Genomic DNA, 23369 nt, shown 5'->3' with positions numbered 1-23369 from the left:
TTTTTTCCTCTTATATTATTATAATTACACAAAAATTGCATTTAATCATCATGAACTTCATGGCAATAAAAAATGGCGATGAATATTTCTCCTCACTACCAGATATCCAAATTATCTTACGCCATACATACTTTTTACTGTTCTTCATATAAAATATTCTTCTTCCTCGCTTTTATCTAAATTTAATACAGATTCAAAACGGAGTTATAGTTTAATTTCTTCACGACACATACCTGTAGCACCAGAAAATTCTAACATACTTTGCTTCTAAAATTCTTACTACCCAAGTATCATCTCCATACCTTTTGCCTCTCCCTGCAGCCCTTCTGCAATATCCCCAATCCTACTGACACCATCAATCTCATTCGGGACATTTCCCATGTCTGCCCCATACGCCTGATTACATCGGAAGCTTCTAAAATCTGGTCTATTTCTTTCACACCCTTAACTTCTGCCATTTCTTCAGCATATCTTCCTAATTCCTTAATTGCTTTTAGCTGCAATAAGTTGGAACAATGCTGTGGTGCATTTCCCCTTTGGCCAACCTCCAAAATTCTTTCATCAGCCATCCTCCTGCTCCGCTGCACTCTATCCATCTTCCCCTGCCGGGCAATCTGCTCCCCGTAAATGGTTAGCCCCTTCAATGTTGCCCGCCAATTCCTTATCCTTACGTATACTTCTTTCATCTATTCTTTTTCCTCCATCTTATGCCCATAATATTTTTCAATAAAAAAAGATGCCTCTGGCTACTCACTACCAGATACATCTATTGCTATCCTAAATTTATGCTATTTACCTGATAACACCATACACACTTTTTACACCCATATGTGTATGCAGTTCTTTTTCTTTCCATCTCCCTTACATAATACACGCTATACACAGCCAAAAGGATACTACAGTTTAGGATAGCCCACATAGATCACGTCATAGTCCGCCATATTCGTAATATTGTCTGCAATTGCAGGGCGGGCATCGTTGCGCTGTTCCTCCTTTGCCACATCCAGAACAGTGTCATAATCATCGCTGTACGGTGTCGCAGGAACAATCTCAAAAATATCAGAATCCGTCTGTTTCTGAATGGCTTTGGCAACATTCTCGGTATTGCCTGACCAAGAAAAATAAACGACCAACGATTTTGAACCTGTTTCCGTTGGCTCGGTATCCAACACAGGCGTTTCCGTTGGACTGCTCGGAGCGTTCTGTTCCTCGACAGAAGACGAACTCGGCTCGCTGCTCTGCGGTGTCAAAGAGGAAGATTCCTCGTTGTTTGCATTGTTACCGCAAGCGGCCAAAGAGAACAACAAAGTAATAACCATCAGAAAATAAACCGTTTTTTTCATTTTAAAAATCTCCTTTTCTTGTTCTTTGATTTCCTTTCCGTATTTCAAAACGGAGATAATCTAACCGATCTAACTGTCTCTCCTTAAAATGAATTTCATCAAGCGTACCACTCCGCTTATCATTCAACATTTTCAATCGTTCTTGTTGGGTTGATTTCCCCTGCAGAAGAAGTTTCATATACGTTTCTATTTCGTCATTGGTAAAACCGATATCGTGGAGCGTCATAATTGTGCTCAATCGTTCGATATCGCTGTCATCATATTGCCATGAACCCATTACCTTTTTTACCTCATCACACAATCCCCAGTTTTCATATTCCTGTAAAATTTTAAGCGGAATATTATATTTCTCACTCGCCTCGTGTATCGTCATTTGGGACTCCTTTCGTCAGAACTTCCTATGAAATAAAATAAAGGTATTCCATCTTGGAACACCTTTATTATAGACTCAATTTCCTGAAATATCTAATACTTATCGCTTATCGCAAGTTATGCCTTTTGAGTATTTCTTTAAAAAATCTATAAAAGTGGAAGTGACGGTAGAAAAAATTTGTTCTTTTTTCCACGCCAAAGCCGTACCGCTTTTCAGGGCAGGAGATAACGGGATAAAACGAAGATTATTGTAATTATAATTCAAACGAATCCCTATGACGGCTCCGATACCGCTTTCTGCTAACATCGCCTCATTGTAAAGCAGGTTGCCTTTTGCAACAATATTCACTTGTCCGGCATATTCTCCAAACCACTTGCCAATATCGCTTTCTATAAATTCACCTAATGCGGAAATAATCGGAATATCCACTAAATCCTGTGGTGTTATAACGCTTTTTTCTGCCAAAGGAGAATCCTTTTGCACCAACGCCCCCCATTCTTCTTTCATCGGCATAGATACAAATTCATATTTCCGTATATCAATCGGTTCGGACATCAGCCCGATATCCAGAAAACCTCTTTCAATGTAATCGCGGATATTATCGGCATTTCCGCTATAAAATTCATAGCGTACAAGCGGATGCTTTTTCCGAAATTCCGCAATGCAGTCGGTCAAATATCGGGTGGCCAAAAACTCTCCGCTGCCGATGGAAATAACGCCCTCAAGATTTTCATCCTTATGCAGAAAATCTCGTTTTGTCTTGTCAGCCAAAGACAAAATTTCCTGCGCTCTGCGTTTAAGAATCATTCCATCCTCGGTCAAAATGATATTGTGATTGCTCCGCACAAAGAGTTCAACGCCAAGTTCTTCTTCCAGTTGCGCAATCTGCCTTGATAAAGTAGGCTGCGTCACATGGAGTTGTTCGGCTGCCCTCGTAAAGTTTTCTTCTCGTGCAATCGCCAAAAAATAATTCAGTACCCGAAGTTCCATAAAATTGCCCCCTATTAAATTAAGAAATTCCGGCGGAATTGACAAGCCCTTCCAAAACAGATAAAATAAGAAAATACCGGTCATAAAAATGAACCCGGATAGAATAGGAGAACCGTATGAAATATAATCGTACCAAAATTTCCCTCGTATTGGTCGCTCTGGTAGCCGCATTTCTCCTGGTAAAATATTTTCTTTTGGATCAGGTCCTTCATCTCGGCGAGCCATGGTTAACCATCATCAGCATCGCGTATTTTATCATCGCGCTCTATATCGCTCAAGCAGTCTCGAAAGAAGACCCCAAAAAAGATTCCAAAGAAAAGAAATAGCGCAGGGAGGATATCATGCTGACGCAAGAACGTTTTGACTTTTTCTGCCGGTCTATCGCTCCTTTTGGCGTGGAGCATGCCATTGTGCGAAAAGACGGCCGGGAGCTGATGCACCGCGACTTTGTCCCGGAAACCCGCCAGAATCAATTTTCCATCAGCAAAAGTATTACCGGCACTGCCGTTGGATTTGCTTTGGAAGAAGGGCTGATTCACCTGGATGATCGGATCGTCGATCTGCTGGCGGACGAGCTTCCCGCTGCGGTAAGCCCTCGCCTGGAACGATTAACGATACGCCATCTGCTGACCATGACCATCGGACAAAAAAAGCCCTATTTGATGGGAAATCAGCGAAGAACCATGCAAGAAAAAGACTATATTCGTTTTGTCCTCTCCCGTCCTTTTGAGGAGGAGCCGGGAACCGTCTTTCTCTACAGCAACGCCGGCCCTTATCTGGCCGGCGTCATTTTAGAGCGAGCTTCCGGGGAACGTTTGCCCCAATATCTCCTGCCGCGGCTTTTTGAGCCGCTTGATATTTCTCTTCCAGAATGGGAAACCGATCCGCTGGGAAACACATTTGGAGCCGGCGGCATTGAACTAAGCTCCACCGAAGTTTCCCGTTTCGGAGAGCTCTATCTACAAGACGGCGTCTGGAACGGACGACAAATCCTCCCGAAAAGCTGGGTACGTCTGGTAGACCGCACGGTGATACCGGTACCGGACGGAATCCGGGATTACGGTATGCTTTTCTGGAGAGGACGTTACGACTCCTTAAGCGCCGTTGGCCGCTTTGGCCAATACTGTACCATCTTAAAAGAAAAGAACGCCGTTATCGTGTTAAATAGCAATGATCCGGGAGAAAATAACCTCCTGGAATATGTCTGGACTTACCTGTATCCATACCTTTGATTCCCAAGGGAGCATACAGCCAAGGCAAAACCATATCAAAACTTTTATGGCAAAAGAAATTCCTGTCCCTGCCGTTCAATCTCTACGATCTTATCTTTCCACGCTTGGGACTCCTCCCGCTCTTTGTATTCTCGGATGATCTCATACTTTTCCCAAAAGTGCATCGGGAATACATAGTCCGGGTCCATATGTCTCAGGAAATAGTCTATCCCCAAAGGGGCATATTCTTCCAGTCTCGGGTCCAATGGAACAAACGCCACATCCACATGATGCTTTTTCGGCTCTTGCTCCTCCAAATAGTGAATTTCATCCTGATAGCGGGCCGCCATACTGGAAAGAGAACTCTTCGCCGCCCCCTTCCAGGCCCACCAGTTCAGATCTCCGCCGTGATAAATCAGTTTTCCGTCCGCCCGAACCAGGAAAGCCGTACCGATATCCGTAGAACGCAGCGTTACCACGGAAATCCGATGCCCTTGAAACGTATAATCATACATGGCGCGCCTTCCCAGATAATGGACCTCGCCTTTTTCCATACCGCGGGCCGGAATTCGAATCTCCCGCGATAAAAGATAGACCGCCCCCGGATTGGCGTCCGCCAGAGAAAAGATCTTGGGATTGAAATGATCGTGGTGTTTATGGCTTGCAAATATGATCAGCTGCTTTCCCCGCGGAAAATCTGGCAATGTGCCCTGATAGTAATCAAAAAGCAACACAAAATGATCCAGTTCCACAGAAAAACCGCTGTGCCCGATATAAGTAACCCTCATACACATTCACTCCTATTCTATTGATTTCCCATTCTGCTTAAGGTCCATACTGCCCGATCGGAATCCTTCTAAATCCGCTGTAATATAAAGAAAATCCAATCGTTTCAGCTCCTCCACAATCTCCTTTCGAAGCGCAAACAGCTGCTCTAATTCATCGCTTTCCACTTCGATCCGAAGAATCGGATCATGGTAACGCAAGCGCACCTGCCGAAAGCCTTGACGCCGAAACCAGGCTTCTCCTGCTTCCAAACGATGCAGCAGTTCCGGCTCCAAGGGCGTCCCGTAAGGAAGTCTTGTGGCAAGACACGGCGAAGACGGTTTCTCCGCTACTGATAGACCAACCGCAGCCGCCATCTTTCGTATTTCCGCTTTGTCCAGCCCACACTCTGCCAGAGGACTTAAAATCGACAATTCTCCCAACGCACGAATACCTGGCCGGTAAGCCAGAAGATCTTCCGCATTGGTTCCCTCCACAATCTGATCCATGCCCCGCCCGGCGGCCCAGCGTTTCAGCTCAGAAAACATCTTCTTTTTACAGTGATAACAGCGATCCGGAAGGTTCTGGTAAACGGAAGGCTCCGTACTCTCGTCTACTGCAAGAAGCGTGAACGGCACGCCGCATTCCGCCGCCAACTGTCTCGCGCCCTCTATATCTGCTCTGGGGTGAAGCCTGGTATCAAACATCACAGCCTGGATTTTTGCCCCCGCGTCCACAAATAATTTCATCAAAAGGCCGCTGTCAACGCCGCCGGAAAAAGCCAGACAAACGTTCTTTTTTGACAACTCCTCGATTCTCGTTCTTAACAGCTCCCATTTCTCGTTCATATCTCTTCCTTTTCCGCTAGATTTTGAATGAGACGGTAAACCTCCCCAAAGCTTTCTCCGCTCTCATTACAAATCCGACGGATATCCTCATATTCCGGGTAATTCCAAGTAGTTTCACCCGCCCGGCAGCATTTTACCCGCGCCGCGCCCCAAGGAGTCTCTACCGTATCCACGGTTCGTTTTAGGCATCTTCTCTCCACGGGATGTTTCCGGATACCGATGGTTGTCGTATGGGTAAAAATAATCTGCTCCGCTTCCGAAATCTTTTCACGGTCACAGACAACGGTGAGAAGAACAGCCGGACGATTCTTTTTCATAAACACAGGAATAAAAAAGGCGTCCCGTACTCCGGCTTCTCCCAATTTTTCCAAAGTGTACCCCAACGCCTCCCCAGAACAATCGTCCAGATTCGTTTCTAACACCCATATTTCCTCGGCCCCGTCTATCGGATGAATCAAACTGGCCCGTAACAGATTCGTCTGAGACAACTCACTTTTTCCCGCACCGATACCAGTCTTTTGAATCTGGCAAGGCGGAAGAAACGTCCTGCCCTTCCAAAGTAAAGAGGCAATGACTGCCCCGACTCCTGTCACCGCTTCCCCTTCCATATTGGTCGTACCAAATGGAATCCCATAGGTTTCCATCAAAGTCCGCGCCGCAGCGATCGATATGGGGGATGGTCCAGAATTTCGGGAGACTTGACCTTCATAGAGAGGAGAAAGAATCACTTCTCCAATATGTAATTGATCAAAACAGTAGGCCGCTGCCAAAAGTTCTACTGCCTCCGATTCCTGGAACAAAACCTCTTTCTCCGGGACTCCGCAAGTTCTTGCCACCGCCGCTCCCAAACGGAGAAACATCTCTTTTGCCATTTGACACATCTCCGGATTTGCCGGCAGTTGGTCCAGCATCTCCCAAATATCGGTCAGGCAATACGAAGAATTCCTTTCCGCCATCACCTCAAAGGTGTTGGCAAAAACCCCTTGCTTTTTCGTTTTTCCATGAATAAGAGAGATCGGGCCAAAAGGCAAAAGGGACAAGAGATGCGCAAGCGCCTTCTCGTCCACGCCCAAATCCAACAAAGCAGCGGCAGCCATATCGCCGGTAAAACCAGCATAGCTTTCCAAATATAATAGATTCTTACCCATCTTTTTTCTCCACCAGCCGGTTGATCTGGGTAGCCACATACCCCGCTCCATAGCCATTATCAATATTCACTACTGTAATCCCATTGGCGCAGGAATTAATCATGGTCAAAAGCGCGGAGATACCTCCAAAGCTGGCTCCATATCCCACCGAGGTCGGCACGGCAATCACCGGCTTATTTACCAATCCGGCCACGACGCTTGCCAGAGCGCCTTCCATACCAGCCACCGCGATAATACAGTTGGCCCTATCGATATCCTCTTTTACTGCCAGAAGCCGATGGATGCCGGCGACTCCTACGTCAAAGTACCGCTCGACACGGCCTCCAAAAAATTCCACGGTCTGGGCTGCTTCCTCCGCCACAGGAATATCCGCCGTCCCCGCTGTACAGACAGCAACAAGGCCAGTCTGCTCCGTTTTTTCATATTCCAGCTTGAGAATCCTAGAGATCGGATCATAAAGGATTTCCGGAACCTCTTCCGAAACAAACTCCGCCTGCTCTTTGGATGCACGGGTACCCATAGCGTTCTCCTGACGGTCTCGAAAGCTGGCAAAAATTTTTTTCAGATGCTCTTTCTCTTTCCCTTGGCAAAAAATCACCTCTGGAAAACCGGTCCGGATACGCCGATGGTGATCCAATCTCGCGCACCCCAAGTCTTCATAGGGAAGAAGCCTGAGCATCTCCTGCGCTTCTTCGATACTCAGACTCCCTTCCTTCACCTGACACAGTAATTTTTTAACATCCATATACTTCTCCCCTTTATTTACACATAGACCACGAGACATTTGACTTTCTAAACCGGCTGTGAGATTGCACGCACCTTATCTTTCAGATAATCCAAATAATAATCCGGACAAAACTCTTCCCCCGTCGCATCCTTTAATAGCTCCGAGACCGGCTTCACGGCGCCAAATCGATGGATCTTTTCTCGAAGCCATGCCGTAATCTCGGAAAGTTTCCCCTCCGAAAGCAGTTCGCCTACCGGAAGCTCCTCTTCCATCTTTTTTCCAATCTGAGCAGCAAAGGCATTTCCCAGCGCATAAGACGGAAAATATCCAAAAGATCCCTGAGCCCAATGGATGTCCTGCAAAACTCCTTCCGCTGCGTCTTTTGGACGGATGCCCAGATATTTCTCGTACAAGGAATCCCAACGCTCCGGCAGTTCTTTTACGGAAAGGTCCCCATTAAAAAGTTCTTTCTCCAAACGGTAACGCACCAAAATATGAAGACTATAGGTCAGCTCGTCGGATTCAATTCGCACTGGACCGGGCTTCACTAAATTCACCGCGGCCAGAAAACGGTCAAGGGAAATATTTCCCAGCTGTTCCGGAAATAATTCCTGCAGCTTTCCATAAAGCGGAATCCAAAACTCCTTGCGCCGTCCCAGCATATTTTCATAAAAACGGGACTGGGATTCATGCATTCCACAGGATGCCCCCATGCCCACCGGCGTCAAAGTCAGCTTTTCGGACACCCCCAGCTCATACAAAGCATGACCGCCCTCATGAATCGTAGAAAAAATAGCGCTGGCCGGAAGATCTTCATAGTAATGGGTCGTAATACGCACATCATCGCAATGCAGATTCGTCGTAAATGGGTGGGCGCTCTCCGCCATCGCCACCCGTTTTGAATCCAATCCCATATATTCCGCCAAATATTTGTTAAATTCCCGCTGCTTACTTACAGGGAATTTCTGATGAAGAAACGAGTCGTCGATTCCTGCTTGCGCTTTTTGTGCCTCCTGCACCAAAGGAGGCAGTTCCTTTTCCAGCTTTTCAAAAAAGGAGTCCAACTTTTCTTCTGTAAATCCCTTCTCGTAATCCTCCAACAAAACATCGTAAGGACTTTTCTTTCCCTTGGCTCTCTTCTCCGCAAAGCGTCGTGTCATGTCGACTACTTTTTCTAACGTCGGAGCAAAGGAAGAAAAATCGTTCTTTTTCTTTGCCTCCGCCCAAATAGACGCCGCCGACGCCTGTAAATTTGCATACTCCCGGTATTCCTCGGATGGAATCGCTTCCATCTTCTCCATCTCTCGAACCAATTCCCGCACGATGGCCGCTTCCGCAGGCGATAGGTCCGACGCATCTTTCAGCGCTTCTATCGTACGCTTTGTCTCCGGTTTTAGAATCGCTTTCCGAAGTCCGTCCTGGAGCAGTTCCATCACCGAAGCCGTACGCTCTATGGAGCTTTCCGGAGCCATGGTTTCCAGATCCCACTCAAAAAGCGTCAGGGAGGTCTGAAGCATCCTCCACTGTTCCAGATATGGGGTTAATTTCTTATAAAGCTGGTTCATATCATACTCCTAGAAATATTTTTTATTACCCCATAGGTTTTTCTTTTTCAGGTTTAAATATTCATTGTAGGCTGTTTCTAAGATTTGCTTTTCATTGGAAAATTTTAAAAGATGATATGCCTCATGGTATTTGTAGTATCCAGAATCCACAAAAAACTCTTCTCGCTGCGGTTTACTGTAATAGCTATCCGACATCATTAAAAACCAGTGGACATCCTTCACGATTTCCTCTTTCAATGTAGAAAAAGTATATTGGCTTTTTCCAATGTACTTGATAATCGACGCTTTTACTCCGGTTTCCTCCATGACTTCACGCAAAGCAGTTTCCGAATGTTCTTCTCCATCTTCCACCGTACCTTTCGGAAGTACCCAGCCTTCGTATTTGTTTCTCACATTCTTATACAAAAGCAAAATCTTCCCGCGAAAAATCACCACACCGCCACAGCTCGTTGCTTCTGTCATTGCAATCCCTCCTGTCCGGTTGGAACAGTACCTTGTCTATATTAATTAACATAAGTATACCTTGTTCAGTAGAAAGCGTCAAGGTTTCATAATAACTCCATGGGGAGCGTTTTTTTATTCAATAGGAAATTTCAATGAAATTTCCTATTGAATAAAAAAACCTTTTCTCTTTTCACCCTGATTTTAGGACGCAAAAAGAAAAGGCTGTTTTTTACCTGTATCAAAAAAATCTCAATCCTCATCCGCGCCGGACATAACAATTCCCCGATGGGGTACCGGAACGGAAAAAACAATCTGTGTTTCCGTATGGCCAAACTTTTGAAGCTGACCGATAAAAACATCCAGATCGGTGGTAGAAGGAAAGCTTACTTTCATCAGCATCGAATAATTCCCGGAAACGGTATTACACTCAATCACATTGGGCACTCTGGAAATAAAAGGCAAGAACTCCGCCTTTTGCTTCGGCGTCATTTCCAAATTAATAAAAGCTGTGATATGATACCCCATCTTGTCCAAACTAATGTCCGCATGATAACCGGAAATAATGCCGTCGTCTTCCAGCTTCTGGATACGGGCCGCTACCGCCGGCGATGACAGGAATACCTTCTCCGACAACTGTTTCAGAGAGTATCTAGCGTTTTCCTGAAGAAGCCGCAATAACTTCTTGTCAATTCTGTCCATGACAAACCTTCCTTTAACTTTATATAAGAATTATACCACGGTATATTCAAAAGTTCAATTTCATTTTTTCTTTCAAAATAATTGTATCATCCATCCAAAAACTGGAAATCCACCCCAATATTAAAAATTCAGCGAACCTCTCTATGACCAAAAATAGCGGTTCCCACCCGAACCATCGTAGCGCCCTCTTCAATTGCCACCTCAAAATCTCCCGTCATCCCCATGGACAGTTCTTCCATGGAGACTCCCGGTATATCCAGAGCCGCAATCTCCTCTTTCAGCTTTCTCATCGCGCGAAAGTGCACTCGATTTTCCTCCGGATCCTCTACCGGCGGCGCAATCGCCATCAAACCGCATATCTTCAAATTCGGAAACTCTGCCATCTGACGTATCAGCTGGGCAGCATCTTCTTTCGCAATTCCAGACTTCGTCTCTTCACCGGCAATATTTACTTCCACCAGAATCTGGCAAGTCAGCGCTTTCTTTTCCGCTTCTTTCTGTATAGCTTCCGCTAGATGCAAGGAAGAAACCGAATGAATCAAGCATGCTCTGCCCACAACGTACTTCACCTTATTTGTCTGCAGGTTGCCGATCAGATGCCAATGCAGCGGCTCCACAATTTCTTCTGTCTTTGATTTTAATTCCTGCGGCTTATTTTCACCGAAATCTTTCACGCCAATTTCGATTAGCTCCCGGATCATGTCCACAGGTTTTGTCTTACTGACCGCGATCAATGTCACTGCCTCTCGTCTCCGGCCACACCGCTCGCAGGCGGCGGCAACCCTAGCTTCCACTTCCCGGTAATTTTCCGCTACCATTTTTCTACCTTTCGAAAACCAAATTTCAAATTATTTTTATTTTCCGTCCCGTAGTATAGCACGTTTTTTCGGAAACTTCAAGAATCGATTCTCATTTCTTGATCAAAATTTTCTTAAGCGGAATCGGTAAAATCATGCTATTTCAAAAATAAAAGCCGACGGAATACGCTTTCTTTTTGTTTCGCATATTCCATCGGCTTTTCCTAAAATTTAACGAAAAACAATCTCTCCCGTTTCCGCATTCATACGTTCTACAATCGCAAGGGATTCCACGCGAATCCCTTTGTCACGCACCATATCGCCGCCGTTTTGAAATCCCTTTTCAATGGCGATTCCAACGCCTTCCACGGTAGCTCCGGCGCTCTGAATCAAATCAATCAGGCCGTTCACAGCGCAGCCATTGGCCAGAAAGTCATCAATAATCAGCACGTGGTCTTCCGGCCCCAGATACTTCTTTGACACAATCACATCATAGGTTCGTTTGTGGGTAAAGGATTCCACCTTTGTCACATAGGATTCTCCGTCCAGATTGATGCTCTGGCTTTTCTTTGCAAATACTACCGGCACATGAAAATGACGCGCGGCAACGCAAGCGATCCCAATACCGGACGCCTCGATGGTTAAAATTTTATTGATCGGCCGGTCGGAAAACAGCCGCTTAAATTCCGCTCCCATCTGGTCAAACAATTCCACATCCATCTGATGGTTTAAAAAGCTGTCTACTTTTAATACATTTCCCGGTTTTACCAAACCGTCTTTCTGGATTCGTTCTTCTAAAAGTTTCATTGGTCTTTTCCTTCTCTCCACCGCCTCAAAAGAATAAATCCGAATCTTTACCTATTGGAAAAGATTCGGATCATATTGGCTTTATGCAGTTGGCGGGACTTGAACCCGCACCCAAGTAATATGGACATGAACCTGAATCATGCGCGTATGCCAATTCCGCCACAACTGCGCTTTCATGCGTCTTTCAAACGCTATTATAGAATAGCGCATGACACGAAAAATGTCAAGCACTTTTCTTATTTTTCACCTCATAAGATGTAGGATTACAATACATGTGTTACAACTGAATAATGAAAAAGCAGAGATGCCTCCTTTGTGTTATACTTTAGTCACCACAACAAAACAAACAAAAAGGAGTTCTCTGCTATGGCTAGTATAACACAAGATATGAGGTATCGTCTATCCCTAATTCAATATGCGGAAAAGCATGGCGTTACAAAAGCTGCTATTCAATATAGTACCAACCGCCAGTATATTTACCGCTGGCGACGCCGCTACGACGGCTCCATACAGTCTTTGCGCAATCTCTCAAGAAAACCTCACCACCATCCCAATCAGCATACTTCGGCAGAACTGAAATTGATCTCCGATATGCGCAGACGCAATCCCCATGACGGTCTCGTTGTTTTCTGGGTTAAGCTTAGGCAGAGAGGCTATTCACGCTCTATCTCCGCACTCTACCGCGTTCTGAAAAGGCAGGGGATTATGGCCGTTCATCCTCCCAATCCCAAGTATATCCCTAAGCCTTACGAGCAGATGGATCATCCCGGGCAGCGCATTCAGATCGATGTCAAGTTCGTTCCTGCTTCTTGTCTGCTCAACAGCAATGTCAAAGACGAAAAGTTCTTCCAGTACACTGCTTTGGATGAATTCTCCAGATGGCGTTTCGTAGAGGCTTTTGACGAACACAGTACCTACTCTTCTGCTCAGTTTTTGGACCATTTGATAAAGGCTTTCCCCTATCCGATCGAATGTGTTCAAACGGATAACGGGGCTGAATTTACCAACCGCTTCACCACACAACGGGATAAGCCGACAATGTTTCAGGTTCATCTGCTGGCACATGGGATTCGCCACAAGCTTATCCGTCCTTTTACACCAAGGCACAATGGCAAAGTAGAACGCAGTCACCGTAAGGACAACGAACGCTTTTATGCCACGCACACCTTCTATTCCTTTGAAGATTTCAGCAGACAGCTGAAAGTGTACAATCGCAGGGATTACAATAACTTTCCCATGCGCCCTCTTGGTTGGAAAACTCCGGCTCAGGTACTTAGGGATTATAATGGCTCAGTGTAACATATGATTGACAAACCTACATTTTCTTATTTTTCACCTCATAAGATTTCTCTTCTCTTGCTTGAAGCAACAATATCCGCATAACTTACAAGCGTTACATTGCCCATTCTTTTGGCTTCGTCGATACAGCCTCTGGCAAAGCCGGACTTGAAAAACAGATACAGATGTACATTTTTATAGGAAAACAGTCTGCTGCGCTTTGCAAGGGTTTCCAATACACTCAGATCTACTTTTTCATTCGTCCACTTGCACTCTGCAAATAGAGCGGTATCTTTCCTTTCAGGATGGCTATAGTATACCACATTCTTTCAAAATTAGTCAGATATGATTCGGCAAATCATATTTGACTAATCTGAATTAAAAATATCCAATGGTAAAAACCAACAACCCCGAACGTTTCACCGATTGGTAAAACGTTCGGGGTTGAATGCTTTCGTGCAGTTGGCGGGACTTGAACCCGCACCCAAGTAATATGGACATGAACCTGAATCATGCGCGTATGCCAATTCCGCCACAACTGCGCTTTCCATACGCTTTTTAAGCGCTTTTATAGGATAGCGCAACCCCTAAAAAATGTCAAGTGTTTTTTTTAATTTTATCCACGTTTTTCCGCCAACTGCTTTTATCTATTTTAACCATTCTCCTGCTTTAAAATATCTACCGTATTCTCCTTTTTCAATTTTCCCAAGGCATACAGCATCGTCGCAATTACCACTAAAAACACGCTGCCTATGCTGATCGCCAGACTGACCCAAGGGATCTGGAAGCCGACTTCCACGCCTGCGTCCATGCTTCGATAGAGCAGATAATTGATCCCGAAAGCAACCGGAAGGCCATAGAAAAGGGATTTTCCTCCATAGCAAAGGCATTCATAATACATCATCCTCTGAAGACCTTTTTCCGTCATACCGACGGATTTTAACATAGCGAACTCCCGCCGTCTTAAGTGCAGATTCGTCGATATGGTATGGAATACATTGGCAGCGGCAATCAAAGAAATCAGCACGATGAATCCATACGAAAACACATGGACGATCTCTAACATGTCCCGACTCGATTCTTCTCTCTCCGCCTGATTATACAAAGATCCGCTTACTTTCTGTGACTTCAAAATTGATGTCATTTCCTGGCAGACTGCATCCGCATCTTCCGCAATAAATTGCAGAACCGGATTCGAAAGCTTGCCGGAAAGTTCCCGCGGAACCACCGCTTCTTGAACCGCTTTTGGATAAATTAAGATCAGCGTTTGCACATATCTGGAAACATGGATTCCCATAGGAGGCTCTTCCGCAAATGTCCCGATGGAAACGCCCCAATCCAGCATGTTTTGTACTTCCCCTGTTTCCGAAAAATCCAAAATAGACACATCCACATCTGCGGGCGCGTTCCCCTTCAATATCTGCAGTTTTCGAAATGCATCCTGTTCTCCATCATAATCCCAATATTGATTCAAGGCAATCGCCTGGGGATGATGCGGATCGGCAAATGCATCTACGTCGAGCCCCAATTCCGCCGCATATTGCCGGAACATTTCATCTTCCAAAAATACCGTGCGCAGATTCCAGTATGCCTGATCGGACGGACTTTCACCCAGAGAATCCAGATTCCAGCCGCCTTTCCGATCCAAATATTCTACCAGCGTATCGTCCAAAAAGGCTCGTCCCAAAGAAATTTCAAAATATCCCGCCTGATACCGGCTGCTCCGCTCTACGCCTGGTACCTCCTTCAATATCTGGTAGATCGAATCCACATCGTCCTCCTTCTCTGAATAGTATTCCAGATCATAGTTGGACGTTCCCGTTCCTCCATCCACTCCAGCGCTCAGATACTGGACAAAGGAACTGGCGGAAAGGAACAAAACAATGCTTAAAAACAAAGAAATCACAGTACTGCGATAACCACGGCGGTTCCGTTTAAAATTCTTTGCAGCAAGCAAACCAGAGAGGCCGAACAGGCGGTAAGCCAAACGCCCTGTTCTCCTTTTCTGAGGCCGGATTTGGATATCCTTGGTCTGACGAATCGCATCCATAGCCGACATGCGGGCGGCCCGACGGGCTGGGGTCCAAACAGAAAGAAAGAGTGCCAGCCACGCAATCACAAAAGCGATGGCAATCCCCTGCCAGGTCACGTACAAATGCATGGTCCCCTCCCCGGCCAGGTAGGTAAACTTGTCGCTCAGCAGACTCAGGGTAATCCAGGCTCCCAAAAGACCGGAGCCGATTCCCAAGGGCACGCCGATGGCGCCAATGGCAAGAGCTTCAAAGCGAACGCTGGACGCCAATTGTTTCTTCGTAGCCCCCACCGAAGATAGGATACCAAATTGGCGTGTCCGTTCTCCCACCGAGATCGAAAAAGCATTGTAAATCAAGGAAACCGAGCCAATCAAAATCAAAGTCATCAGAATGGTCCCCATACTGTACAGGACTCGATGAAAACCACTGTAGGCAGATACATTCAGATATAACAGCAATCCTTGATTGCTCTCTCCCAAATTTCCGTATTCCTTTAGTACGGTGTAAGCGTCTTTTGGATTTTCCAGGCGCAGGTAATAGCTAAGGCAGTCCTTTTTCAGGGATGCGCCCTCATCCGCCCAGGTAATTCCTGCATATCCTGGGGACACAGAGGATTGATAGGAAGGATTTTCACAAAATCCAACCAAGGTGTATGTTCTTTCCTCTGTCGCCACGAGTTTCTCTTCTTCCTGATATTTCCCCCTTGGCGTCAAAAGTTCTCCATCCGGAGAGTATCTCCATCCCATATCAAAAGTCAGTTCCTGCCCCACTTCAAAATTCGTCTTCCCCATGCGGTTCACATAGTCGCTCAGCACAATTTCCCGACTATTTTCCGGCAAGCGTCCTTCCGTTATTCGAACCGGCAGCGTTTCCATTGCATCCTCGGAAAATCCCATAACATGGATATAAGGGTATCCGTTTGTGGACTGCTCTTTCAATTTCGTGTAACCAACATTCTGTATCCAATCCAGATGTTCTACTCTGGAATCCTCTTCCAGGCGGGAAGCCATTTCCCCGCTTAGACAATCCAGTTCCACATGCCAGTTTCCATTATGAAGAATCTCATACTCGATCATATAGTTTTGAAGGCTTGTGATAAAAGACGTCACAGCGGTAATCATCGCGGCTGAGAGAATCACACCGATAATGGTTACTGCTGTACGCACTCGATTTTCCTTCAAAGTCCGAAGGGTAACATGGTTCAGTACATTCATCGGCGAATCACCTCATCTCTTGCAATCCGCCCGTCCTCCACTGCCAGCACCCGGTCGGCTTGAAGCGCAATATTTTCATCATGGGTAATGACAATCAATGTCTGGTGATATTCCCGATTGGAAAATTTTAAAAGTTCCACGATCTCCTGACTGTTCTTACTGTCTAAATTTCCGGTAGGTTCATCTGCCAGAACAAGAGCCGGCGCGTTGATCAGCGCGCGGCCGATGGAGACGCGCTGCTGCTGTCCACCGGATAACTGGTTCGGCAGGTGATTCCGTCTGTTGGAAAGGCCCAGGATGTCCAGCATATGATCCAGACGCCCCCGATTGATTTTTCTTCCGTCCATGAGAAGCGGCAAAGTAATATTCTCTTCCACATTTAGAACCGGAATCAGATTGTAAAACTGGTAGATCAGCCCCACCTGACGCCGCCGAAAAATCGCCAGCTGTTCTTCATTTTGGGCATATACATCTGTCCCATCCAAAAAAATCTTTCCCGACGTAGGAGTATCTACCCCTCCCAGCAAATGAATCAGCGTTGATTTGCCGGACCCAGACGGGCCAATGATCGCGACAAATTCTCCTTTTTCTACAGAAAAAGAAACATTTTTCAGCGCTTCCACCCGATTTTCGCCTGTTCCGTAAGTTTTGCACAGATTCTCCACCCGTAATAATTCCATCATTTCCTCCTGTCCCTGCGTTTTTTCTTATCTTATCCTCTCCGGGTGACTTTCCCGTGACTGTAAAGTGACAGTTTTGTCACGTATTCCCTTTCGAGCGGAGCATTTTTAGTCGCTAGGGTTCCGGTATTTAGAGAACTCCTTGGGAAAAGGAGCTCTCTAAATACCGGAACCCTGGCGATATAAAACGCCGCCGCTTTTTCAAAGCGGCGGCATCTTCTTAAAATTACAACAACTCAAATCCTTTGCGTCCAAGCTGCAGAAACGTGTCTCAAGCCCCATGCTGAAACAAATGCTTTAGATTGTTTCGTCGGGACATTGCTTTTGCCGCCCAGAGGCTTCGATTATACATACGAAACGGTACGCTCATCGCTCTTTGAACCGCGACATTCTTTTGCTTTTCCCGCTCCATGCCGCCAAACCCCACGACTTTTCCCGTCTTTACCGCATAGATCAAATCGCTATTGCAACGAACGTCCGCATCAATCTCGGTAAATGCCAAGCCAACGTCCTGGGGCCGATGGGAATCCGAACCTCCAAAGCCGACCTTATGATAAACATCTACCAACCTCTTTGCCTGTCGGTTGGACTCTTTTGTCTCACAGGTATTAAAAGCTTCCACAAAATCAAAGGCATGAAGCAGATCCCCTTGAATCTTCAGCCGGCGGCAACGCATGGCGCTTAGATAAGGAGCGCCGTAGGGATGGGCCGGTCCCAAAATCCCTCCAAAAGCATGTACGGTATAAATCAACTGGCGGAGGGGCATTCCGCGCACCTCCAAAACTTTTAAGTTTACGTCATCCGGCATAATCACCAAGATATGTCCGGCATCTCTCGTATCATATTCCACGCCTTTTAATACAACAAAATCGTCGTATTTATGGGTCCTTCTTCTAATTTTCTCCCAGGCGCGATACCCGTTATAAGTATTATGATCTGTCACCAGCATTCCCTGAAACCCCTCCATGCGAAGAAGCTCGATATATTCCTCGATATCCACACGAGAATCGAAAGAGCCATTGCTGGTGTGGCAATGCATGTCAAACTTCAAAATTCCTACTTCCTCTCTAAAAACAGGTCTGTCTCCCTCCTCAGGCCATATTATAGCACACTTATCCGGCAGAGACTACTAGAATTTATTGGATTACGAGCCGACAATGGTACCCCCATTGGGATGAAGCACCTGACCCGTCATATAACTGGAATCCTCAGAAGCAAGAAACACATAGCAGGGAGACACCTCGCACGGCTGACCTGCGCGCATCATAGGAACCTGTGATGTTTTTGTGCCGAAGGTTTTTACCTCCTCCGCCGAATAGGAAGCAGGAATCAGCGGAGTCCATATGGGCCCAGGAGCTACGGCATTCACACGGATTCCCGTTTCTGCCAGCGACAAGGATAGAGATCTTGTCAAGGAAACAATCGCGCCTTTTGTGGAACTGTAATCAATGAGATCTTTATTTCCTTCATATGCCGTGACAGAAGTTGTATTGATAATGGAGCTTCCTTTTTTCATATATGGCAGCGCATACTGAATCAGATAGAAAAAGGAAAATACATTATTTTGGAATATAAAATCAAGCTGTTCATGGGAAATATCAAGAATGCTTCTCTGTATGAACTGGAATGCGTGGTTATTGATCAGAACATCCAGGGTTCCGAAATGACGCACGGTTTTTTCCACACAGCTTTTCGCAAATCCCGGATCTTTCAAATCTCCGCTCATGAGAAAACATTCTCCGCCTAACTGCTCTATTTTATCCGCCGTGTCTCTGGCATCGCGCTCTTCATCAAAATAAACAAGCCCGACTTTTGCGCCTTCTTTTACAAAGTCATATGCCACGGCCCTGCCAATCCCACTGTCGCCGCCTGTAATAAGAGCAACCTTATTTTCCAGCTTACGGCGCGGTTTACAGCATTCTGACATGGGTTTGGGAGTCATTATATATTCCAACCCCGGCTGTTCGTCCTGATGCTGAGGTGGAAAACCTACTGGGAAGCTGCAACTATCTGTATTCGCAAAATCATACTTTGGGTTCATAAGCCAATTCCTCCTTGCCCTATGATATGCGCAAAGCTTGAACAGGGTTCCGAAAGAAGACAGGCACATGGACAAGGAGCGTTACTTTTGAGATTGAGAAGCCGCAAAAATGGTATTATATAAGAACTGACAGACAAAATGGTGAACTACCTCCAGGAACTGCCCGGTTTGACGCCCTATTCCGGTATAGCAGCCAGCGCATCCGAGGATTTTGCTGTCATTGCGGACCGGGTACCCAGTACGTTTATCTATCTTTCCGCCGGATTTTCGGACGAGCGGGGCGAGGCTCCCGCGCACAACCCGAAGGTACGGTTTAACGAGGAGGTATGCGCCATTGGCCCAGCGTGTCTTGCCCACTGCGCTGTGCGCTGGCTCGAACGGTTGGAGAATTAAGCTTGGAAATAAAATACCTGCCTCAGAATATAAAAACGTTTTTATCTTTAGTCTCCAAAAAAGAAAAAAGCCGCCCGGTCAATCGGTCGGCTTTTTCTTTCTGCGGGAAAAGGGACTTGAACCCTCACGGTCGTAGACCACATGATCCTTAGTCATGCCTGTCTGCCAATTCCAGCATTCCCGCGTGCTATGGTATTATAGCACGGCGGTTTTCAAATTTCAAGAGATTTTTCAAATTTTTCCACACTTCCAATTTTCCACCGTTCTTTCTCCCCGCTATCTCCTTTAATCCAGCAGCAATTCGTCCATGGTCACAAATTCGTATCCCTGCTTTTGCAAGTCGTCCACAAGAGTCAAAGCCGCCTCCACGGAAGTGCGGTAATTGTCATGAAGCAAAATAATACTTCCGTCTTTTACATGTTTTTTGACCTTAGATACAACGTGATCCCGGTTTTGATCTTTCCAGTCCTCCGGGTCAACGGTCCAGTGGACTACGGTTAGCGGCAAGGCCTCCGCCAAAGAATCTTTCCAATTCCCAAAAGGAGGGCGCACGTACTCCACGACCCTTCCCGTAATTCCCATGATCAGATCATTGGTCAATTCCACCTCACAGAGAGCCTCGGAAAGAGTACATTTTGTCAAATCCACGTGATTATATGTATGGCAGCCAATCAAATGTCCATCTTCTGACATTTGGCGCACCAAATCCTCATTTCCCTCGATATTCTTTCCGATCAGAAAAAACGTGGCCCGTACTCCTCGTTCCCGAAGCCCATCCAAAAGCTCCTTCGTATAGGTACAGTGGGGTCCATCATCAAAAGTCAGAGCGATGGTGCCTCCTTTCTCTGCTGGAGCAGAGGCCTCTTGTACCGTTTCATTTCTCCACATTCCCGTAAGCAAAACCAGTCCGCACAAAAATACAACCAAAGCTTTCTGTTTTCTCATCACAAATCCTCCTGCTTCTTCTATTGTATTTGCCGGACAAATTTGTTAGAATGGAAGACAAGGCTGACAACAGCAGAAAGGAGTAATTTTTATGCTGTCCTTTTCCACTCCCTATTTTGCCCACCGCGGATTACACGGCGCATACCGAGAATTTCCCGAAAACTCTATCGCCGCTTTTTCGAAAGCGATTCAGCATGGCTTTGGTATTGAGCTGGATGTCCGCCGCAGCCGGGATGGCGCTCTTGTGGTTTTTCATGATAGTTCTCTCACCCGCGTCTGCGGCAAATCAGGGAAAATCGAAGAATTGACCCTAGAAGAGATTCAAAAATATACGCTTTATGATTCGGATCAAAAAATCCCTCTGTTTTCTGAAGTATTAAAACTGATTCATGGACAAGTTCCACTTTTGGTAGAGATCAAGATGGAAGGCATCGATCCGAAGCTTTGCGAGCAGGTCGCCCAGGCTTTGGACACCTACCCAGGAGAATTTTGTATCGAATCGTTCCACCCTTACGCCCTGTTCTGGTTTCGCCGCAACCGCCCGTTGATTCCGCGCGGACAACTGGTTACCAACTTTTTTCGGGAATGTCCCTCCATGCCCAGGTGGCAAAAATGGCTGATGCGTTCTCTGATCTCCAATGTCTGGACAGACCCGCACTTTTTTGCCCTGGATCAAAGATATCGCCAGACGCCCTTCTTTCGATTTTTAGCAAAACGAAAACCCACCTTTGGCTGGACGTTTCGTTCCAAGGAAGAGATGCGAAAGGCAAAGGGCGCCTTTGATTTTTACATCTTTGAACAGAGCCCTCCACACTGACAAGAGCGCACCCGGCCAGGACAGAGCAAATTTTGCCGCCGTTACCGAAAGGTACTGACCCGCAGTTTTCCTGACTTGACAAAGAACCGGATGGCTCCATTCTCATCGGTCCGATAGATATGGGTTCCTGCTTGTGCCAGCCGTTCCAGCGTCTCTTTGTGCGGATGGCCATAGGAATTTTTCTTGCCGCAGGATATCACCCCATAGATCGGATGTACCGCTTTCAGGAAATTCGCTCCAGAAGACCCTCTTGCCCCATGATGCCCTATCTTTAAGACAGTCAAGGGCTCCCATGCCTCCGGAAAGAGCCGTTCCTCCTCTTCTCCCAGATCACCTGGGAACAATCCCCGGAAACCGGCAAACTCCACCTGAAGAACCAAAGAAAAGCTATTGGAGTCGGAGCCAGCAAATGCAGCTTCCGGGTGGAGGCAAGTAAAAAAAACCTCGCCGTCCTTCCACCGTTCTCCCGCCTCCATCTCCAAAACTGGAATTTCCGCTTCCGCCGCTAACCTTTTGATCTCATCCCAACCGCTCTCCCCAGAGGATGCTTTTGGAAGAATCAGGCGCCCGACGGAAATCTTTTTTTCTTCCAGTAATTCCAAAATTCCATTGATATGATCCGCATCACTGTGACTTAGAACAATTCCCGTAAGAGCTCGTACCCCTTCAAATTTTAGAAACGGTAAAATCCGCTTCTTCCCAACAGATTTCACACTGCTGCTTCCCCCGTCAATCAGCCAGCAGCTTTCTTCCGGCGTCCGAAAAAAAGTACTGTCCCCCTGTCCCACGTCCAAGCTGACCACGGTCAAGCCTCCATCCGGGAATGGCATCAAAAGGCGGAAAGCCACGGCAATGCTCACCGCAAGAGTTGCCCAGCGAACCACCGTCCTTCCCTTCCCAAGTTCTTTTGCCGCATGCTTTGCCTGCCGCCTTTTTGTCTTTTCTCTTCCCTTTCGAATTCTTTTCCCCGCTGTCACCAGCAACAATAACCAGCCGTAGTAAAGGACAATCTGCCAAAGCTCCGGCCTTCCTGTCCATATGGATTTTCCCCCATATTCGCAGAAAAAACGATACAACAGTAAAATGTAATGACCAATCCCGGCAAAAAATGTGCCAAAAGCCGGAATGATAGAGGAAAATACTATGGTCAGCATCGCGGAAAGAAGCAGCCAGGAAGCCAGCGGTAACACCAGAAGATTTAACCAGATGCCGGAGACAGCCACTTCAAAATAGTGCCAGGCGGCAATCGGCATCGTACCCACAATCGCGCAGAGCGATGCCAAAAGCCCTTTCTGCCACTTTCTTTGGGGCTTAAGCCATTCTGCTAATTCCGGCCCCAAAAGCCCAAGGGACGCTACGGTGCCAAAAGAAAGCTGGAATCCCGCTTGGAAAAGCTGCATCGGCTGCGCGGCAAGCAGCAAAAGACCAACAAGCCCCAGCCCCGACAGCATATCGTAAGATCTGCCCAGAATCCTTGCCAATAACAAGACCCAAAAGAGAAGAAGCGCCCGCCTAGAGGATACGGATGCTCCCGCCACCGTCACATAAACGGCCATCACCCCCGCGCTTAGACATTCCGGCAGTCTTTTGGGAAGAGGGAGGCGGCAAAGCAGACGGAAGAGCCCCAAACCAAGAAGAGAAACATGAAGCCCGCTGACCGCCAAAATATGTGAAATCCCGCCTTCTTGATAAAGCTCCTTGGTTTCTTCCGGCAAAATAGAGGTATCGCCAAGAAACACCGCGGCAAATACGCCGGCTTCTTCCTCCCCTACCGTTTTCTCCAAATGTTCCTTCCAGCGCCGGCGAAGGTTAGCCAAAAATTCCCTCGGCCGGTTTACCGAAGTTCTAACCTGCTCCCATCTTTCCCCGTCGACTTGATAATCCACCCCCTGGGCGCGATAATATTCCCGCAAAGAAAATTCGCCTGGATTTCCAGGCACGCCAAAATGAGACAGCTCTCCTGTCACCATCACCCGATTTCCGATCTTATATTCTACTTGTTGACGGAAAGAGATAAGCAGACGTCCGGGAACCTTTTCCTCTCCCCGGCAGCTTACAGAATTGTTCGTTAAGATCCATTGGCTTCCATAGGCGCTGTCTTTTCTTTCCGCTACAGTTCCGATCACCGTCACCGGGAGACAGTCTTCCTCCAAAAGCCATTCGTCAAAGACGGCAGTCTGGGACCCGATCAGCCCCAGCTGCCAAAGAATCACCTCTCCTATGATCCAAATCCCCAAGACCCACAGAAGTG

At 46.6% G+C, this 23369-nt stretch carries 22 protein-coding genes, 3 tRNA genes and 1 pseudogene; 4 read left to right on the top strand and 22 right to left on the bottom strand.

The genetic code is table 11. The features are described from left to right. Window positions 1-290 precede the first annotated feature (290 nt). The 4 genes from ACCC71_RS04200 to ACCC71_RS04185 form a co-directional block, all read right to left on the bottom strand. The gene (locus tag ACCC71_RS04200; protein ID WP_434311177.1) at window positions 291-686 is read right to left on the bottom strand and encodes a hypothetical protein; all 396 of its coding nucleotides are present in this window, start codon (window positions 684-686) and stop codon (window positions 291-293) included. A gap of 210 nt (window positions 687-896) precedes the next feature. Then, a complete protein-coding gene (locus tag ACCC71_RS04195) occupies window positions 897-1343 on the bottom strand; it encodes a flavodoxin (protein ID WP_434311176.1) in 447 nt (148 codons plus the stop codon). Between the two features lies 1 nt (window position 1344). After that, entirely contained in the window at window positions 1345-1716 is a 372-nt protein-coding gene (locus ACCC71_RS04190) for a MerR family transcriptional regulator (protein ID WP_434311175.1), read from the bottom strand. Window positions 1717-1815: 99 nt separating this feature from the next. Further along, window positions 1816-2931 carry a LysR family transcriptional regulator gene (locus tag ACCC71_RS04185; protein WP_434311174.1) on the bottom strand — a complete coding sequence of 372 codons (1116 nt, stop codon included), beginning with the start codon at window positions 2929-2931 and terminating at the stop codon, window positions 1816-1818. Window positions 2932-3047: 116 nt separating this feature from the next. Between ACCC71_RS04185 and ACCC71_RS04180 the strand changes: the two genes are divergently transcribed. Then, window positions 3048-3938: a serine hydrolase domain-containing protein gene (locus ACCC71_RS04180; RefSeq protein ID WP_434311173.1), complete on the top strand. Its 891-nt coding sequence runs from the start codon at window positions 3048-3050 to the stop codon at window positions 3936-3938. A 44-nt stretch (window positions 3939-3982) separates the two neighbouring features. Here ACCC71_RS04180 and ACCC71_RS04175 read toward each other — a convergent pair whose 3' ends face one another. The 10 genes from ACCC71_RS04175 to ACCC71_RS04130 all read right to left on the bottom strand — a co-directional run bounded on the left by ACCC71_RS04175 (window position 3983) and on the right by ACCC71_RS04130 (window position 11886). Continuing rightward, window positions 3983-4705, bottom strand: a complete 723-nt coding sequence (locus ACCC71_RS04175; RefSeq protein WP_434311172.1) for an MBL fold metallo-hydrolase — start codon at window positions 4703-4705, stop codon at window positions 3983-3985. A 12-nt stretch (window positions 4706-4717) separates the two neighbouring features. Then, window positions 4718-5530, bottom strand: a complete 813-nt coding sequence (gene larE, locus ACCC71_RS04170; RefSeq protein WP_434311171.1) for an ATP-dependent sacrificial sulfur transferase LarE — start codon at window positions 5528-5530, stop codon at window positions 4718-4720. Continuing rightward, a complete protein-coding gene (locus tag ACCC71_RS04165; protein WP_434311170.1) occupies window positions 5527-6678 on the bottom strand; it encodes a LarC family nickel insertion protein in 1152 nt (383 codons plus the stop codon). The genes larE and ACCC71_RS04165 overlap by 4 nt, the downstream gene beginning before the upstream one ends. After that, on the bottom strand, window positions 6671-7423 hold the full coding sequence (larB, locus tag ACCC71_RS04160) for a nickel pincer cofactor biosynthesis protein LarB (RefSeq protein WP_434311169.1): 753 nt from the start codon (window positions 7421-7423) through the stop codon (window positions 6671-6673). The genes ACCC71_RS04165 and larB overlap by 8 nt, the downstream gene beginning before the upstream one ends. Before the next feature lie 47 nt (window positions 7424-7470). After that, on the bottom strand, window positions 7471-8970 hold the full coding sequence (locus ACCC71_RS04155) for a carboxypeptidase M32 (RefSeq protein WP_434311168.1): 1500 nt from the start codon (window positions 8968-8970) through the stop codon (window positions 7471-7473). Between the two features lie 9 nt (window positions 8971-8979). Then, entirely contained in the window at window positions 8980-9432 is a 453-nt protein-coding gene (locus ACCC71_RS04150) for an NUDIX hydrolase (RefSeq protein ID WP_434311167.1), read from the bottom strand. Between the two features lie 231 nt (window positions 9433-9663). After that, window positions 9664-10113, bottom strand: a complete 450-nt coding sequence (locus ACCC71_RS04145; RefSeq protein WP_434311166.1) for an Lrp/AsnC family transcriptional regulator — start codon at window positions 10111-10113, stop codon at window positions 9664-9666. 128 nt (window positions 10114-10241) lie between these two features. Next, window positions 10242-10931: a YggS family pyridoxal phosphate-dependent enzyme gene (locus tag ACCC71_RS04140; protein ID WP_434311165.1), complete on the bottom strand. Its 690-nt coding sequence runs from the start codon at window positions 10929-10931 to the stop codon at window positions 10242-10244. A gap of 210 nt (window positions 10932-11141) precedes the next feature. Further along, window positions 11142-11717: a xanthine phosphoribosyltransferase gene (locus tag ACCC71_RS04135; protein ID WP_434311164.1), complete on the bottom strand. Its 576-nt coding sequence runs from the start codon at window positions 11715-11717 to the stop codon at window positions 11142-11144. An 84-nt stretch (window positions 11718-11801) separates the two neighbouring features. Further along, window positions 11802-11886: transfer RNA gene (locus ACCC71_RS04130), tRNA-Leu, on the bottom strand. A gap of 197 nt (window positions 11887-12083) precedes the next feature. Between ACCC71_RS04130 and ACCC71_RS04125 the strand changes: the two genes are divergently transcribed. Beyond that, a complete protein-coding gene (locus tag ACCC71_RS04125) occupies window positions 12084-13016 on the top strand; it encodes a DDE-type integrase/transposase/recombinase (RefSeq protein WP_434309412.1) in 933 nt (310 codons plus the stop codon). A 436-nt stretch (window positions 13017-13452) separates the two neighbouring features. Here the strand turns inward: ACCC71_RS04125 and ACCC71_RS04120 are convergent. The 5 genes from ACCC71_RS04120 to ACCC71_RS04100 form a co-directional block, all read right to left on the bottom strand. Beyond that, window positions 13453-13537 (bottom strand) — tRNA-Leu (locus tag ACCC71_RS04120). Between the two features lie 110 nt (window positions 13538-13647). Further along, entirely contained in the window at window positions 13648-16242 is a 2595-nt protein-coding gene (locus ACCC71_RS04115) for an FtsX-like permease family protein (RefSeq protein WP_434311163.1), read from the bottom strand. Next, complete coding sequence (locus tag ACCC71_RS04110; RefSeq protein WP_434311804.1) at window positions 16239-16922, bottom strand: ABC transporter ATP-binding protein; 684 nt, start codon at window positions 16920-16922, stop codon at window positions 16239-16241. The genes ACCC71_RS04115 and ACCC71_RS04110 overlap by 4 nt, the downstream gene beginning before the upstream one ends. 271 nt (window positions 16923-17193) lie before the next feature. Then, a complete protein-coding gene (locus tag ACCC71_RS04105) occupies window positions 17194-17973 on the bottom strand; it encodes a CehA/McbA family metallohydrolase (RefSeq protein WP_434311162.1) in 780 nt (259 codons plus the stop codon). A gap of 93 nt (window positions 17974-18066) precedes the next feature. Further along, window positions 18067-18963 (bottom strand): SDR family oxidoreductase, encoded by an 897-nt coding sequence (locus ACCC71_RS04100; protein WP_434311161.1) that lies wholly within the window; start codon window positions 18961-18963, stop codon window positions 18067-18069. A gap of 123 nt (window positions 18964-19086) precedes the next feature. Here ACCC71_RS04100 and ACCC71_RS04095 point away from each other — a divergent pair. Continuing rightward, window positions 19087-19356 (top strand): annotated as a pseudogene (locus ACCC71_RS04095) (hypothetical protein); the annotation flags it as partial. A 101-nt stretch (window positions 19357-19457) separates the two neighbouring features. On the opposite strand, the gene ACCC71_RS04090 reads toward ACCC71_RS04095, so the two are convergent. Beyond that, window positions 19458-19540 (bottom strand) — tRNA-Leu (locus ACCC71_RS04090). A 101-nt stretch (window positions 19541-19641) separates the two neighbouring features. Further along, entirely contained in the window at window positions 19642-20301 is a 660-nt protein-coding gene (locus tag ACCC71_RS04085; RefSeq protein ID WP_434311160.1) for a polysaccharide deacetylase family protein, read from the bottom strand. Between the two features lie 91 nt (window positions 20302-20392). On the opposite strand from ACCC71_RS04085, the gene ACCC71_RS04080 reads away from it, so the two are divergent. After that, the gene (locus ACCC71_RS04080) at window positions 20393-21118 is read left to right on the top strand and encodes a glycerophosphodiester phosphodiesterase family protein (protein WP_434311159.1); all 726 of its coding nucleotides are present in this window, start codon (window positions 20393-20395) and stop codon (window positions 21116-21118) included. A 41-nt stretch (window positions 21119-21159) separates the two neighbouring features. Here the strand turns inward: ACCC71_RS04080 and ACCC71_RS04075 are convergent, their stop codons facing one another. Continuing rightward, complete coding sequence (locus tag ACCC71_RS04075) at window positions 21160-23331, bottom strand: DNA internalization-related competence protein ComEC/Rec2 (RefSeq protein ID WP_434311158.1); 2172 nt, start codon at window positions 23329-23331, stop codon at window positions 21160-21162. Window positions 23332-23369 lie beyond the last annotated feature (38 nt).

The sequence above is a fragment of the Hominifimenecus sp. rT4P-3 genome (assembly GCF_051055405.1).
GTDB lineage: Bacteria > Bacillota > Clostridia > Lachnospirales > Lachnospiraceae > Pseudolachnospira.
The sequence above is the reverse complement of the archived record's forward strand: the minus strand, read 5'-3'. Positions and strand labels throughout refer to the sequence as shown.

What these genes read in the sequence shown, in the direction of transcription:
- ACCC71_RS04175 (WP_434311172.1), bottom strand. Translation starts at nt 4,705, where the DNA reads ATGAGGGTTACTTATATCGGGCACAGCGGTTTTTCTGTGGAACTGGAT.
- ACCC71_RS04125 (WP_434309412.1), top strand. Translation starts at nt 12,084, where the DNA reads ATGGCTAGTATAACACAAGATATGAGGTATCGTCTATCCCTAATTCAA.
- ACCC71_RS04085 (WP_434311160.1), bottom strand. Translation starts at nt 20,301, where the DNA reads ATGAGAAAACAGAAAGCTTTGGTTGTATTTTTGTGCGGACTGGTTTTG.
- ACCC71_RS04115 (WP_434311163.1), bottom strand. Translation starts at nt 16,242, where the DNA reads ATGAATGTACTGAACCATGTTACCCTTCGGACTTTGAAGGAAAATCGA.
- ACCC71_RS04155 (WP_434311168.1), bottom strand. Translation starts at nt 8,970, where the DNA reads ATGAACCAGCTTTATAAGAAATTAACCCCATATCTGGAACAGTGGAGG.
- ACCC71_RS04110 (WP_434311804.1), bottom strand. Translation starts at nt 16,922, where the DNA reads ATGGAATTATTACGGGTGGAGAATCTGTGCAAAACTTACGGAACAGGC.
- ACCC71_RS04180 (WP_434311173.1), top strand. Translation starts at nt 3,048, where the DNA reads ATGCTGACGCAAGAACGTTTTGACTTTTTCTGCCGGTCTATCGCTCCT.
- ACCC71_RS04165 (WP_434311170.1), bottom strand. Translation starts at nt 6,678, where the DNA reads ATGGGTAAGAATCTATTATATTTGGAAAGCTATGCTGGTTTTACCGGC.
- larE (WP_434311171.1), bottom strand. Translation starts at nt 5,530, where the DNA reads ATGAACGAGAAATGGGAGCTGTTAAGAACGAGAATCGAGGAGTTGTCA.
- larB (WP_434311169.1), bottom strand. Translation starts at nt 7,423, where the DNA reads ATGGATGTTAAAAAATTACTGTGTCAGGTGAAGGAAGGGAGTCTGAGT.
- ACCC71_RS04185 (WP_434311174.1), bottom strand. Translation starts at nt 2,931, where the DNA reads ATGGCTCGCCGAGATGAAGGACCTGATCCAAAAGAAAATATTTTACCA.
- ACCC71_RS04140 (WP_434311165.1), bottom strand. Translation starts at nt 10,931, where the DNA reads ATGGTAGCGGAAAATTACCGGGAAGTGGAAGCTAGGGTTGCCGCCGCC.
- ACCC71_RS04150 (WP_434311167.1), bottom strand. Translation starts at nt 9,432, where the DNA reads ATGACAGAAGCAACGAGCTGTGGCGGTGTGGTGATTTTTCGCGGGAAG.
- ACCC71_RS04200 (WP_434311177.1), bottom strand. Translation starts at nt 686, where the DNA reads ATGAAAGAAGTATACGTAAGGATAAGGAATTGGCGGGCAACATTGAAG.
- ACCC71_RS04135 (WP_434311164.1), bottom strand. Translation starts at nt 11,717, where the DNA reads ATGAAACTTTTAGAAGAACGAATCCAGAAAGACGGTTTGGTAAAACCG.
- ACCC71_RS04100 (WP_434311161.1), bottom strand. Translation starts at nt 18,963, where the DNA reads ATGAACCCAAAGTATGATTTTGCGAATACAGATAGTTGCAGCTTCCCA.
- ACCC71_RS04145 (WP_434311166.1), bottom strand. Translation starts at nt 10,113, where the DNA reads ATGGACAGAATTGACAAGAAGTTATTGCGGCTTCTTCAGGAAAACGCT.
- ACCC71_RS04080 (WP_434311159.1), top strand. Translation starts at nt 20,393, where the DNA reads ATGCTGTCCTTTTCCACTCCCTATTTTGCCCACCGCGGATTACACGGC.
- ACCC71_RS04195 (WP_434311176.1), bottom strand. Translation starts at nt 1,343, where the DNA reads ATGAAAAAAACGGTTTATTTTCTGATGGTTATTACTTTGTTGTTCTCT.
- ACCC71_RS04190 (WP_434311175.1), bottom strand. Translation starts at nt 1,716, where the DNA reads ATGACGATACACGAGGCGAGTGAGAAATATAATATTCCGCTTAAAATT.